This is a genomic window from Pseudomonas sp. IT-196MI5 (genome assembly GCF_949767415.1).
Classification (GTDB): domain Bacteria; phylum Pseudomonadota; class Gammaproteobacteria; order Pseudomonadales; family Pseudomonadaceae; genus Aquipseudomonas.
In genome coordinates this window covers 1-13,356 of the sequence record NZ_CATKPZ010000023.1, presented here as the reverse complement: position 1 = coordinate 13,356, position 13,356 = coordinate 1, and the positions used below count along the sequence as shown (strand labels likewise).

The window sequence follows — 13,356 nt, the reverse complement described above, 5'->3', positions numbered from 1 at the left end:
ACACGGTGCGTCACGAGCATCGTGAACAGGCTATGCCCGCACCGCCCCCCTCTTGAGGAGGGGGATCCATCCAATGGCGTTGAATCGCGGCATGCGCAGTGCCGTGCAAATAACGCCCAAACAACAACATCTTCGGTTTGCGGCCACCTCCGGCCTTTGGGTCATCAAAGCGGACGTCAGGGCCTCTGCGAAACCCTGACGCCCCAGTGCAGCGGCGGCACGCCAGCGCCGTCCGCTGCAACCGGTCGTTAGGTGCTCAATTGATTTTAACGATCGCGGGCGGACTCCAGGTGCCTTTGCCAGGCGGCAGGACGGAAGGGTTTTGCGTCTTCGGCCAATACAGGCGCATCACCATGTAGATCAGATCATTCGGTGCGGGCAGCCAGTTGCTTTCCTTGTCCGCGCCAGGTGAGTCCTTCTGGATGTAGAGCGTCAGCGAGCCGTCTGCATTCTTCTTCATCTCGGGTAGCATCGGCGAGTTGATGAGGTAGCGATTGATCGGGTTCTTGATCAGCAGTTGGCTCTTGCCGTCGTACATCGTCACCGACCAGAAGGCATTGACCGGCGGGAGCTGTCCAGCGGGAAAGGTGAGGGTGTAGTTGTGTTTGCTGCCGTCAAGCGGTGCACCATCGGACAGGGTCTTGGCCATCGGATACGTGGCCTCTTCGGCGTCGTTGGCATAGATGCCCGCTTGTGCGATGGCGGCGCGCTTTAGCCAATCACCCTTGTAGAACGCGGCATTACCGCCGGAACTCACGATGTTCCAGCCATTGACCTGGGTGCCGAGATGATTGACTGCATCCTGGACCTTCGCATGCCCAGCCTGCATGCCCTCGACCACAGCGGCCTTTTGCTCGGCGGAGAGCTCCTGGAAGTTGAAGTCCTTACCGGCGCCAATGCCCATACGGGCCAGCTTCGCGCGGATCGCCACTTCATCCGGTGTGGCCGGGGCAAACTGCAAGGCAAAGCCCAGATACTTGAAGAAGTCGGTCTTGGCCAGGGCCTTGTCGAACTTCGGAAAGTCGATCGCCGGCGCGGCAGGCGGCGCGGGCTGCTTGAGATAAGCCGATAACGGCTGGGTCGCATAACCGGCCTGGATCTTTTCGACGTTTGGCATGTCCGCCGGATTGAAGAGCTGGGTGCGAAAAATCACGAAGAGCAGTTGCGTGTCGGAACGAAACACCTGCTTGATGCCAGGCGGGGTCACGCCCTTCCAGTCTGGGCCAACCACCATGTAATCGCCGGCTTCGCTGCCGGTGGTTCGGCTGCCGATGTAACCGAAGTTGTTGGTGTTGTTATCGATGAGCTGCACCGAGTAGTACCGCGGCTTCTCCACCGTCGGTACCGAGAGCACGACCGGCTCGCTACGCAGGTCCATGAACATCAAGGAATACGGCGTGTCGCTGTTCGGCGAGACAATGGCCGTGTCCTTGTAGCTAAAGACTTTGTGCATGTTGTAAATGTGGTTGAACGGCGCCTTGTACTGGCTGGTGCTCTTGTCCACGGCATAGTCGTACAGGGTCGCGTAGTTCATCACGATGGGCAGACCGTAGATGTAGCCTTCCTCGGCGATGGCTTTCGTCTCGGCGGGAGTGATGTCCGCTGCCTGAGCGTGCATAAATCCAAAGGACGCGAGCAATGCCATTGCACAGCCAAATGTTCTCGGTAATGTGGTTATCATGAACCTGAAACTCCATTTTTTTCATTAGATGATTGAGGCGGCCAGCTAACTACTGGTCAGGCGATATTCCCCAAAGGCAGGAACCCTGACGATCTTGATGCATATCTGTGCCCATCAAGGTGGCACATTCTCGAATCTCGCCGAATCGCAGGCGATCGATCATTCAAGCGCTAAACGCACATCTTGCGGATCGTGTCACTTGGGAAAGAGTAGCGTGTACGCCACCCGAAAGCCCCAACCGTGTGCACCGTCTTCAGGACTCTCCGCCCAGTATCGCGGCCCCACCTGAAGGCTCATGGGCTGCTTGCCGACTTTGAACAATTGCGTCACGAACAGGTTGATCGGCACATTCCACTCCCTGGCTTCCCAGTCGTAAGTGGATTCTGTATTGATGCCAAAACTGGTGTACGTCGCTGTGGTATAGACCAGAAAGGGTTGCAGATACGTCTGGTTGACCTTCTCCTTGTCATCGGCCGGGTTGTTGTCCAGCGACCAGATGTGGTTCGCCAGAATACCGGTCGTCCAGCCGTTGGCCTGCTTCAACGCCACCGCTGTCGGTCCAATCCCCCATTGCTCGCTACTCAGTAGTTCATCACTACCGGTCGGTAACAGCAGCGCGGGGCCTGCGCCCCAGATCCAGCCGTCCTCGGTGGGCTTTTTGGGAGAGAAAAAGAAGCTTTGCGTGGTGTCGCCCACTCCGCTTTTATCGGCAATGCCCCTCGGTGCCAGTCCATGCTGATCAATGACCGGGAGGATCGTGCGAGAGATCAGATTCCAATCGTCATTGATTGAGAAGGGTAGAACCGGCTGGATATTGGTGACGCTCTGGATTCCATTGCCGGAGGGCCCCATTTTCTGATTCCAGTTGTATTGAATGGGCAAACTGTACAGTGCCGCGACTGGATTCAATGACTGTTTAGCCAGCTCCGCCTGCTCGTCAGCCTGACTGGAAACGGATACACCGAAGACCGAAAGTGCGAGCAAAAGCCGTTCAATGCGTTTGTACATATCGAAATCCTTGAATGCGAATCGCCGCAGGCTCCTCGACTATCAAGGGGAGCCCGCTAACGATAGGCAGAAACTGCTTGAGCACCCGCAGTGACGATTACTTGAGTAACGTCTGCATGTCGCTGGTCATTCCCTTGATGGCCGCTTTGAAGTCATTCGCGGTGATTTTCTGGCTGGCGTTCTTCAGGTTCTCGCCAAACACTTTACGCACGGCTTTTGCGACCGGTGCGCCGGTTTTGGCGTCGATCAAGTCCGCCTCGATATACAGCTCGGTATTCTGGTCGCGATGACCCGTGGCGGCCTGAGTTGCACCTACGATTGCCGCGACCGGCACCACTTCGTACCATTTCATGCCTTCGTTGGTGGCTGTCACGCCAGTGATTGCCGCCTGCAGGATCAGCGCTCGCTCGCCTTTGCGAACATCTCTGGAATCAGGAACGACCAGGTAATTTTGGGACAATGCCTGCTTGGCGCTTTCAGTGGTGTAGGCCTGCAATTGCTGTAATGTTTTCAGGTCCACACGTTCATCCGGCTTGGGCGCCGGATACAGTTCCAAACGCTCGAAAACCACCGTGGAATAATCTGCAGGCTTGAATCCTGGCGCCACCCAGCGCAGCACTTCCACGCCACTTGGCGAGGTGGTTTCCTGCAGGCCGCCATAACTCTTCAGAAAGCCGGAGTACTGTTGTTGCTCGGTAACTTTCGATACGCAACCGGTCAATAACAAGCTGCTCAGTGCGGCACCCGTTATCCATTTGTGCGAGAAGTTCATATAGCGGTACTCCTTGAGGGATGTGTTCCTGAATGTCTTTTATTCAAGGCCAGACCCTGTGGCCTCAGCCCTTTCGGCAATAAGGCCCGCTGGATCTCTGCCTGAGCGATCGAACGACTGCTTGCCAACTGCAAGCAGCCGCAAGTTCGCGTTACTTCGATGCCACCACTGCCGGCGGCTGCCAGCTACCGGCGCCAGCGGGAAGAATCGAAGGCGCCGTAGCCTTCGGCCAGTAGAGGCGCATCACCAGATAGGCCGTGTCGTCAGGCGCCGGCAACCAGTTGGCTTCCTTGGTCTTGCCCGGCGAATCCTTCTGGATGTACAGGGTCAGCGAACCATCCGCGTTCCTCTTCATCGCCGACAGCATCGACGAATTGATCAGGTAACGGTTGATCGGGTTCTTGATCAGCAGCTGGCTCTTGCCGTCGTACATGGTCACCGACCAGAAGGCATTGACTGGCGGCAGTTTGCCGGCGGGGAAGGTCAGCGTGTAGTTGTGCTTGCCAGTATTCAACGTCTGGCCGTTGCCGTCAGTACGTGTAAGGGGATACATCGCCTCGGCGGCGTCATTACCGTACAGACCCGCCTTCGCGGCGCCAGCCCGCATCAGCCAGTCGCCTTTGTAGAACGCCTGGTCGCCGAAGAACGCGCCGATGCTCCAGCCGTTGATATTTTTCAAGCCGTTCGAGAGAAACTTGTCGACCTTCTCGTCGCCGGCCTTCATCCCCAGCAGGACCACGGCCTTGTGTTCGAGCGAGAGGTCCTTGAATTCGAAGCTGCGACCGGGGCCTACACCGATGCTGGCCAGCTTCGCCCGGATCGCCTTGTCGTCAGCCGATGGCGGCACATACTCCAGCGCGGCCGACAGGTACTCGAAGAAGTTGGCCTTGATGCCCCCTGTCGTTGCCGGAACGAAATCAATCTTCGGCGCAGCGGGTGGCGCGGGTTGATGGAGGAAGGCGGACAGCGGCTGGACCTTGTAATCCGCCTGCAGTTTCTCGACATTCGGCATGTCGGCCGGATTGAACAACTGGGTGCGGATCAACGTCAGTGCGAAAGGGGTCGTGGAGCTGAACACCTTGACGATGCCAGGGGGTGTCGCCCCCTTCCAGTCGGGGCCTGCAATCAGATAGCTCCCGGCCGCGCTGGCCGTGGCCCGGCTGCCGATGTAACCGTAGTTATAGGTGTTGCCGTCGATCAACTGCACCGAGTAGTAACGTTTTTTGGAGACGGCCGGCACCGTGATCACCTGCGGCTCGGCGCGCAGGTCGGCCCAGAGTATCGAGTACGGCGTGTCGCTGTTGGGCGTAATGACGGCGGTGTCAGCGGGGGTCGCGACCCGATGCTCGTTGTGCAGCTGGTTGAAAGGGGCCTTGAACTGGCTGGATTTTGGGTCCGCCGCGAATTCGTTCATCACGGCGTAGTTCATGACCAGCGGCAAGCCGTAGATGAAGCCTTCCTCGGCGATCGCCTTGGTCTGCTCCAGGCTCGGCGCGGCCACGCCCTTGGCCACATCCGCCTTGTCTGCCTGCGCGATCGGATCGTTCTTGCCCGCACACCCCGCGAAAAGCGTTGAACCCACGACGACGACCGCCGCCGCCATTGTCCAGCCCCTGTTAGACTTCCTGTTCATTTTCACCTCGTTGGTTTTATGCAAGCTGGCGTCGTGAGTGTTCATGTCCAAGGTTAAACACCAGGCATGACACTTGAAGCACTCTTGGATTTTTCTCAGTAGCGCCAAGTCATGTTGGCGGTCAGGGCTTGAATCCAGGCGTTGTCGAACTCGCCTGATACACGATCGCCAGACAACGTTTTTTGCTGATCGACTGACATGTCCCCCATCCACACCGTGACCCAACTGAAATTCACGTCTGTCTCTTTATTCAGCGAATAAGTAAAGCCTGTGGCGAAGCGCCAGGCAGCGCCCATGGGCACGGTGAGCGTACGATCACCATCGGACACCGCGGATGTGTCATAGGCGATACCGAAATCCCAGATCCAGTCCTGGTTCATCTGGTATTGAGCGCCAAGCGCCAATTGATACGTGTCTTTGTAATGCGTATCGATCGAGGCGGACCGTGAACCGGCTCTGGAGGTGTCTACGTCAATGCCGATGTCGCCGAATTTCGACCAGTCCTGCCAATTGACTGTGGCCAGAACAGCCCATTGCGGATCCAGTTGCTGGTACAGGCTGAGGGTCGCCGTTTGCGGCACTTTCAGGTCGATTTTGGTGTTGAGGTTGTTGAGGCGGCTCACCAACGGAGCACTGCTGTGCACATCCAGACGATCCTCGAAGTCGAGGTCAACCTGACTGGTGTAAGCCAGGCCAATCCGGGTGCCGGGCTTTGGGGCGTAGATCACGCCTGCGTTGGCGCCGTAACCCCATGTGCTGTCCCGGTATTTGTATTGGCCGTCACCCCGTTGCGTCAGTCCGAGCGGCGCCTGATCGATGGCGGCTTCGCTCTTGAGCATCCCGTACATGGCTTTGAGTCCGACGCCGACGGACCATTGATCGTTGAAGCGATAGGCGACACTGGGTACCAGTGACAGTCCCGCAATGCTCGCGTTCTGCACGAAATAACGGCCGGACCAGTCATTGTCGTAGTTTTCAGCCAGGCCGAAATCGCCATAGGAGCCGAAACCGACGGACCACCGATCATCCAGTTGATGGCTGATGAAGAAACTGCCACCCGGTATGGGATCGAGCACGTTACCGCTGCCAGTGCCTGGCGTATTGGTTTCACCGTCCCGATCGAACGATAAGTCACCAAAAAGAACCTGAGCGCCAGCGGAGATCTGTGTTCCGCTGAGGTAACTCAAGCCTGCGGGGTTGCTGGCGATGGTCGAAGGGCCTTGTGCCCGGGCCGCTGCACCGGCATTGGCCAGTCCGACGTTGTCGGTGGCGGTTTCGTACAACATCAGGCCACCGGCAACACTGCGGCCACTGGTCAAGAGTGTCAGCGCACCAAGAACAGTAATCGCCAACACACTTCTATTTAACGGCATGAAATCCCTCTCTATCAGATCACTCAGTCTATGTCGCTTGCATCGCCCCAAGGCCAGGGCATCGTCTTTTTCTCGTGTGGCCTTCTTGAGTGTCTGCGCGGAACTCCACCCGCAGGTGCAACTAATCGCCAACCTCATGAACAGCACAAAAAACCGAAGATCGGCTTTGCAATCAGCCTGTTGTTGCGTTCACTTTACGGCAATCATCAGAAAGGCATCTTGCATTTTCGGACAGTGCGCGCGGTATCGCGGTGGTATGGAAATTGGCGAATCACCCCTCAATGGAGGCTACTCCAGTCCGTTTCTCCAATGCTGTGGTGACGTATTTGTCCACGTTTTGAATGCACGGGAGAAGGCGTTTGGATCCTGGTATTGAAGGGTTTGAGAGATAGTGGATATTGGCAAGTCCGTATTTTTCAAAAGCTGCCGCGCGAAGTTGCTTCTGGAGTCGGTGATCAGTTCTTTAAGATGAGTACCTTCCGCATCCAGCCGGCGTCGCAACGTTCTTTCATTCAATGAAAATTCACTGGCGATGTGCTTGGAGTTTGCCTGGCCTTTCAATAATAGAGCGTATGCCTGGCTTTTTATCTGTTCTGAAATCGTCAACGGTGACGTGGCTATCGAAATAGCCAGTTTAAGCTGATGGTGTAAGCGTGGGTTCGCCGTACATTGAATTTGCCGGAGTTGCTGATTGTTTATTACAAGTCCGGAGATGCTTGCGTTGAACTGAGTGTTACAGCGAAATTTTCTGACGTATGGGGTGGTATCGGATGGCTTGCGATATGAAAACTGCACACGAACGGGTGTCCAGTTGGCGCCTAACAATGTCCGCAACATTTGCAGGCCAACCATGACGGCAGTGTCGACAAGTAATGATTGATTGGGCAGGTCGTGGCGATAAATGACATATCCCAACAAACTATGTTGGCCCGCCAAGGGAAGCAGGAGTGGGGTCGCGCCGCGATCATAGAGGTTTGCATGTCCGACCAGGTCATTCAATGCATCGCCTGGTGTATTCGCCAGACGCATAAGCTGGCCCACCGGTCCCAACTTATCCAGTGTAAAGCGCTCGCCTATCAGTAAGCCAATGTGGGGGCAATCCGTGTGTTCGAATGCAGCTTTGAACAGGTGAGCAGCGTCCATATAGGCGAGGTGCCGTTCTTCATTGACGAATTGCTCTAAACTCAGGCCTGCTTTCTGGAATACCCTTTGCGAGGAACCACCTATAAAATCAACTACTTCCGGGAGGCTGCGAAATGGACTTGTGTTGATTTCTCCTGGGCCACTCATTTTTAACGACGATGGTTTTTTTGGCATATTCGTTCGCAATCATTCCTGATGTTGAATTTGGGCAAGCGACGAGCGGGTTCAGTCCATTGCTCGGTGTAAAAATGCTCACTGTAAAATACGCTACTCCAATGCAGTCACAAGCCTGGGTCTTGTAGAGGCCGAACAGGATCGGCGTGCTACCCCTTCGGACCCTGTGCCATTACGAACTCTACTCTCTGACCTTTAGATAGTATCTCAAAGCCATCACCTCGAATACTTCAGGTTGCTGCAATCACTAACGTCATCGCCCATTGTTCCATTCGAAAACCGACCTGTGCATGTCGGTAGCAAGCAAGTGATCGTTTTCGGGCATTCCTTCCCAGAAACGCTACCTTATTGCCCACTGCCAATGAGTAGGGCGCTTGACCCCATCTCCTGCGCTTTTAACCTTTCCCCTTGCGACCATCGAGATAGAGACATCGGAGTGTCGTTTTTTGAACGCATTCAAGGATCCATTGAAGTCAGGTGTGAGTTTTGCAAGTAAATACAAATAGCTCGCCCGACGAGCAATAAAAAGAGCCTGCGCCTGAGGCCGTTTACCCGCTTTGTGTGAGGAGATACCGCGATGACGACGTTCAACTCCGGGGCCCAACCCCAGAACCGTGCGCCTCAATCCATCGGCTTTCTGCTGTTGGACAATTTCACGCTGATTTCCCTGGCGTCCGCCGTGGAACCCCTGCGCATGGCCAATCAGTTATCCGGCCGCGAGCTGTATCGCTGGACCACGCTCACCGTCGATGGCGGTCAAGTCTGGGCCAGTGACGGTCTGCAGATCACCCCTGACGCCGCCATGCACAAAGCGCCGCCGCTCGACATTGTGATTGTCTGTGGCGGGATCGGCATTCAACGCACGGTGACCCGCGCACACGTGTCGTGGCTGCAGAGTCAGGCTCGTCAGTCCAAACGCTTGGGCGCGGTGTGCACCGGTAGCTGGGCGCTGGCCGGTGCCGGCTTGCTGGATGGATTCGATTGCAGTGTGCACTGGGAATGCCTGGCGGCGATGCAGGAAGCCTTTCCCCGGGTGACCATGAGCACCCGGCTGTTCACCCTCGACCGCAACCGCTTCACCAGCTCTGGCGGCACCGCGCCGCTGGACATGATGCTGCACCTGATCAGCCGCGATCACGGGCGTGAACTGTCGGCCGCCATCTCGGAAATGTTCGTCTACGAGCGCATTCGCAACGAACAGGATCACCAACGCGTGCCGCTCAAGCACATGCTCGGCACCAACCAGCCGAAGTTGCAGGAAATTGTCGCGCTGATGGATGCCAACCTCGAAGAGCCGATCGACCTCGACGAACTGGCGGTGTACGTCGCCGTTTCGCGACGTCAGCTGGAGCGGCTATTCCAGAAGTACCTGCACTGCTCGCCATCGCGTTACTACCTCAAGCTGCGCCTGATTCGCGCTCGGCAATTGCTCAAGCAAACGCCGATGTCGATCATCGAAGTGGCGTCGGTCTGTGGTTTCGTGTCCACGCCGCACTTCTCCAAGTGCTACCGCGAGTACTACGGTATTCCGCCGCGTGACGAGCGCGTAGGGTCCAACACCACCCAACAAGTGGCGATGACGCCGCTGCCGCAAGCGCTGGTGCTGTCGCCGTTGTCCGGGCCGTTGTCGGCGCTGAGCCAGGCGCGCAATGAGTCGACGTTTGCCAGTGTAAGGCTCTAGACCGAGGCGTTATCAAAAGATCGCCGCCTTCGGCAGCTCCTACAGGGGAACGCGTGCACCACCAAACAACGAGGTCGAGCGTTAGCTCGCCTCGCGGTGCTGTTGCGGTGCACGCCCCCTCGTGAGGCCGAACGTCAGGGGCAAGAGCCCTTGGTTACTTGGGGCTGTTCCAAGTGACCCGCCGTCAGGGCGGAACCCTAAGTGGCCGTTACCGCAGCAATGGATATGTACACCAGGAAGAAAATGCTCGACCGTAAGGTCGCCATCGCTGGCAAGTCGGATCGCCGCACCGCAGCTTCTACAGGTATCGGTGTTCCTCGGGATTCCGTGAAGAACCATAAAAAACGGGGGAGTATCTGGTCGACTCCAGATACTCCCCTTGGTTCTTAATGTTTTGAATTGCTCTCGATGAACTTCTCGTAAAACATCTGGAATTTTTCGATTCGCTGCTCGACGAACCAGGTCTTGACCGCTTCCACCATTGGCGGAGGGCCGCACAGGTAAATATCGAATGGATCAGCCTCAAACGCATTGCGGTCAAAGTGATCAGGAATCCATCCGATTTTCCCTTTCCACTGCTCTGATGGCTTCGACACGATGAGGTGGTAGTCGAAATCCACGATACGTTCGCGATAGTCCGCCAGTCGTTGGGTTTCGCACAGGTCATTGTCCTGAGTGACCCCATAGAACAGTTGGATCGGGTGCCCACAGCCACCTTTTTCCGCGATGTTGTCCAGCATCCCAAGGAAAGCCGACAGGCCGGTTCCTCCTGCGACCAGCACCAGAGGCTTGGTCACCTGGCGTAGATAAAAGCTACCCAAAGGGGCTTCGAACTCGATGATTTGACCGGGTTGGCAATGCTCACGAATGAAGTTGCTCATCACGCCGTCCGGCAGGAGGCGGATGAGAAATTGAAGCTGGTTAGTGGGATTGGGTCGGTTGGCAAAAGAATAGGAGCGCCACTCACTGGTTCCAGGCACATGCAATCGTGCGTATTGCCCCGGAAGAAAATCCAGTTGCAGCGGGCTGGCGCTAGCGTCGATATGAAGGATCGCGGTCGTGGCTGAAACCTGCTCCACACGGGTAATCACCGCTTGCAACAATTGAGTTGCCCCAGCGTTGCACAAGCTCGAATCGAAGTCGAAATAGAACGACGCATCCGATTGCACTCGGGTCTGGCAAGAGAGCATCTTGCGTTGCGCCAGATCATGTTCGGACAACGCCTCGTCATCGACATAATCTTGAGTGTATTGACCTGATTCGCAGCGCCCCTGACAGGTGCCGCAGACACCTTCGCGACAGTCCAGCGGGATGTTCACGCCATTGCGCAGCGCAGCGTCGAGCAACAGCTCGTTTGGCTTGACCTCGAAGAACGAGGTCTTGCCGTCGGCGAAGCTGAAAGCGACTTTATGATTCATGACAGCGTGCTCCGCAGGTCACAGGTGATAGAAATCAAGCACTGAGTTGATGGTGTCGTTGAGCAGCACGATGTGCTTGCGAGTGATCTTCCAGCTGTCTGCGACCGCTTTAAGGTGGTAGGTCACATGGCCGTAGAACTGCTCGGACAACCCCTGTCGGGTATACAGGGTGACCCAGGCTGCCTTGACCTCGAGCAAGCCGTTATCGAGCTCCTTGATTCGCACATTGCTGATCTGATGCAGGGTGCGCGGCATCGGGTTAGACGCCGCCGATTTACCCGTGCGCAGACGAAACACCCGGTCTTCAAGGCCAGAGCGGTTCGAGTAGTAAATCAGCGACATGCCGCGTTTGGGGTCGGTGGTGTACACATGCTCCGACTCCCATTGCGGCAGGTGGAATTCACTCTGCTCATCGAAGAGGGCGATGTAGGCGTCCCAATCCTGCTGGTCGCACAGTTCGGCTTTGCGGTAGAGGAACTGCTCGATGGAATGTTGTAGTGCGCTCATTTCACACCTCCTTCAATTTCAGGGCTTTTTGTTCCAGACCTTGCAGAAGGAAGCGCTGCCAGGATCCATGCTGATTGATGTAGAGCCCCTCATGGGTGAACTCGATGCCGGTCAGTACCGGGTTGATGCCCAGGACCTCGCTGTTGGGAGTGGGGCCTTCGACCCATTTTTCACTGCCGCGGGACACTTCGTTCCAGCGCTCAAGGCGTGCCTGGAAGCCGCGCTGGGCTTCACGAAACTCCACCAGGTCGTCGGGGGTTCCCATGCCAGAAACGTTAAAGAAGTCTTCGAACTGACGAATGCGGTTTTCCCGGTCCGCGTCGGACTCACCTTTGACGCCGATGCACTGGCTGGTGATTTCTGTCTTGTTCCAGGCGACCGGACGCACGATACGTAGCTGCGAGCTGATCTGATCCATGAAGAACAGGCTTGGGTAGATGTTGAGGTTGCGCAGACGGTGCATCATCCACTCAGCCTGCTGCTGGCCGTATTCCTCCACCAGTCGCGGCATGACGCTGGCATAACCGGCGCGCACAGTCGGGTTGGGCATATCGCTGAACAAGAGGCTGTGGCCATTCTTGAACGAGAACCAGCCGTCGTCGGTTTCGGCATCACCGGCGCCCAGTTTGCTGTAGTCCAGTGTGTCGGAGCCGCTGCCATTGGCGGCATTGACTTGCTGGCGATGCTGCACCGTGGAGACGTAGTTGTAGTGCACGGTGCTGACGTGATAACCGTCCAGGCCATTTTCGTGCTGCAGTTTCCAGTTACCGTCGTAGCTATAGGTCGACTTGCCCGGCAGTATCTCCAACTCGCCGGTAGGAGACTGGGCGACCATCATGTCGAAGAACACTTTGGCATCGCCGAGGTAGTCTTGCAGCGAGTCGCTGCCGTTGACGTCCAGGCTGATGAAAACGAAACCCTTGTAGCTCTCGATCCGGGCTTTCTTCAGGCCGCGGGTGGCCTTGTCGAAGCCTTCCGGGTATTCCCCTGGGGCCTTGACCTTGACCAGGCGGCCGTCACTTTTATAACACCAGGCGTGGAACGGGCAGGTGAAGGTGGACTGGTTGCCTTTGCTGACGCGAGTCAGCGTCGCGCCACGGTGCTGGCAAGCGTTGATCAGCGCGTGGAGCTGATGGTTGCCATCGCGGGTGATGATCATGGGCTGACGACCCGCACGCATTGTCAGGAAATCATTGGGGTTGGCGATTTCACTCTCGTGGCAGGCGTAGATCCAGTTCTTCTCGAAGATCAGTTCCATCTCCAGGTCGAACAGTTCCGGCTCTGTGAACATGTCGCGGGCGATGCGGTAAATGCCTTCAGCCGGACGGAAATCCAGGCAGCCCTGGATGTATTCTTGCCACTGCGCAATGCTTCTCGAGTTGTTCATCAGGTACACCCTTTTGTAGTTTTTAGGCTCCCCCCGATTGAAAGCCTTTTTGTGGGGTGCATCTATCCGGATTCGAGGCGATATCTATCCGCTTTTGAGGTGGCACGGCCCGCTCTCTATTGCAGGTAATTGTCGAAAAATTCAGATCGCCATTACCTGTACAGCAATGTGCCAGATGTCGGAGGAACTGTTACATCGGCCAACGCAACAGCCGATTGTCTTCGAAACCCCAATAAGTACCAGTGGCGGAGCCCCTGCGCATGGTGGCGACTGGTGAAGTTCCTGCTTGTGGAGAGGGATCAGGCACGTGATTTTTTGGTCATGTCTCCATGACCCGTGATATTGAAAAGGCGTTGATAAAGGGCTTGATATTGTCGCAGCCAAATAATGATTCGAGCGAATTGGCGAGCCTTTCGCAAACCCATGTCCTGAATACTTATTAAAAGCCAAGAAACTTATACATGAACACGCCAGCGATGAAGTCAACCTGGACGAGGTTGGACGGTTGGAGCACTTCCTGTCGTTGAGAACGGCGTTGTTGCAACTCGAACAGTATATTCGCGGTCACTGATTACCTGT

General features: G+C 56.3%; 10 protein-coding genes. 1 reads left to right on the top strand and 9 read right to left on the bottom strand.

The features are described from left to right. Positions 1 to 256 precede the first annotated feature (256 nt). The 6 genes from ACM6IK_RS17105 to ACM6IK_RS17080 form a co-directional block, all read right to left on the bottom strand. A complete protein-coding gene (locus tag ACM6IK_RS17105; RefSeq protein ID WP_414875297.1) occupies positions 257 to 1,645 on the bottom strand; it encodes a DUF1254 domain-containing protein in 1,389 nt (462 codons plus the stop codon). A 231-nt stretch (positions 1,646 to 1,876) separates the two neighbouring features. After that, complete coding sequence (locus ACM6IK_RS17100; protein WP_414875275.1) at positions 1,877 to 2,689, bottom strand: transporter; 813 nt, start codon at positions 2,687 to 2,689, stop codon at positions 1,877 to 1,879. Positions 2,690 to 2,786: 97 nt separating this feature from the next. Further along, a complete protein-coding gene (locus tag ACM6IK_RS17095; RefSeq protein ID WP_414875274.1) occupies positions 2,787 to 3,461 on the bottom strand; it encodes a DUF3313 domain-containing protein in 675 nt (224 codons plus the stop codon). Between the two features lie 151 nt (positions 3,462 to 3,612). Beyond that, positions 3,613 to 5,094, bottom strand: coding sequence for a DUF1254 domain-containing protein (locus ACM6IK_RS17090; RefSeq protein WP_414875273.1), 1,482 nt, complete (start codon positions 5,092 to 5,094; stop codon positions 3,613 to 3,615). A 95-nt stretch (positions 5,095 to 5,189) separates the two neighbouring features. Beyond that, positions 5,190 to 6,467, bottom strand: a complete 1,278-nt coding sequence (locus ACM6IK_RS17085) for an OmpP1/FadL family transporter (RefSeq protein WP_414875272.1) — start codon at positions 6,465 to 6,467, stop codon at positions 5,190 to 5,192. 288 nt (positions 6,468 to 6,755) lie between these two features. Further along, positions 6,756 to 7,784 (bottom strand): AraC family transcriptional regulator, encoded by a 1,029-nt coding sequence (locus ACM6IK_RS17080; RefSeq protein WP_414875271.1) that lies wholly within the window; start codon positions 7,782 to 7,784, stop codon positions 6,756 to 6,758. Positions 7,785 to 8,361: 577 nt separating this feature from the next. Here ACM6IK_RS17080 and ACM6IK_RS17075 point away from each other — a divergent pair. Next, on the top strand, positions 8,362 to 9,465 hold the full coding sequence (locus ACM6IK_RS17075; RefSeq protein WP_218429108.1) for a GlxA family transcriptional regulator: 1,104 nt from the start codon (positions 8,362 to 8,364) through the stop codon (positions 9,463 to 9,465). Positions 9,466 to 9,851: 386 nt separating this feature from the next. On the opposite strand, the gene antC is transcribed toward ACM6IK_RS17075, so the two are convergent. Genes antC through antA form a run of 3 tightly spaced genes read right to left on the bottom strand, consistent with a single transcriptional unit; the run spans position 9,852 to position 12,777 of the window. Beyond that, complete coding sequence (gene antC, locus ACM6IK_RS17070) at positions 9,852 to 10,883, bottom strand: anthranilate 1,2-dioxygenase electron transfer component AntC (RefSeq protein WP_414875270.1); 1,032 nt, start codon at positions 10,881 to 10,883, stop codon at positions 9,852 to 9,854. 18 nt (positions 10,884 to 10,901) lie between these two features. Beyond that, positions 10,902 to 11,390 carry an anthranilate 1,2-dioxygenase small subunit gene (gene antB / locus ACM6IK_RS17065; protein ID WP_108217596.1) on the bottom strand — a complete coding sequence of 163 codons (489 nt, stop codon included), beginning with the start codon at positions 11,388 to 11,390 and terminating at the stop codon, positions 10,902 to 10,904. Position 11,391: 1 nt separating this feature from the next. Then, a complete protein-coding gene (gene antA / locus ACM6IK_RS17060; protein WP_414875269.1) occupies positions 11,392 to 12,777 on the bottom strand; it encodes an anthranilate 1,2-dioxygenase large subunit in 1,386 nt (461 codons plus the stop codon). Positions 12,778 to 13,356: the final 579 nt, after the last annotated feature.